1 pseudogene is annotated in these 845 nt (G+C 56.7%); it reads left to right on the top strand.

The window, feature by feature from the left end:
- A pseudogene (locus tag AC0L2F_RS35685) lies at positions 1-845 on the top strand (ATPase); the annotation flags it as partial.

Below are 845 nucleotides of genomic sequence, written 5' to 3'. Positions count from 1 at the left end.
TTGCTGCTTCATACATTCGGTCCGAATTTTGAGCAGGGAGCCGCATGGAGCAGGGAAATACAGAGAGAACTCAACAAACAATCGCCTTGGCCGCTGAACATTCAGGAACACTCGCTCGTCACGGCGCTGGACGGGGACGACGCCGCCGATGCGAAATTTGTTGAGTATCTTAAGGCGCTCTATGCTCAACGGCCGCCGGATTTGATTGTCGCCCTAGGTGCACCCGCTGCCCTCTTCGTCCAGCAGCACAGGCCAAACCTCTATCCGACAACGCCGATGCTGCTTGCGGCAGTCGAGGTGCGGCGGGTTGAGCCATCCATGTTGTCGGAGCGGGACGCCTTGGCCGGGGTGCGATACGATCAAGTCGCAGCTTTTGAAAACATTTTGCGGCTGCTGCCGGAGACAAAGGCCATCGCGATCATCCTCGGAAGCTCCCCCGGTGAGCGCTTTTGGGCTGGCGAGACCCAACGGATAGTCGGTCCACTGCTGAAGAAAAACAACGTTGAATTAATCTTTTACGGCGAGCAGCCGTTAGCGGATATACTGAAGGCGGTTGCGACTTTGCCACCGCACACGGCGCTTTTCTATCAGCAGTTGGCGGTGGACGGTGCAGGTGCCGTCTATGGAGACAAGGAGCCATTGAGGCGCATCTATGAAGTCGCAAACGCTCCCATTTTTTCATTCGATCAGTCTTACTTTGTCGGTCAGGTCGTAGGCGGTCCGATGTTTTCACCGGCTGAGGGCGCCCAACCAATGGCTGCTGTTGCCGTGCGCATGTTGGGAGGCGAGAAGCTCAGCGGCATCAATCCAATCGGATTTTCGGCGCCGAGATACGATTGGCGACT

The sequence above is a fragment of the Bradyrhizobium sp. Ken64 genome (genome assembly GCF_055807555.1).
This window is presented reverse-complemented; position numbering and strand designations above follow the sequence as displayed.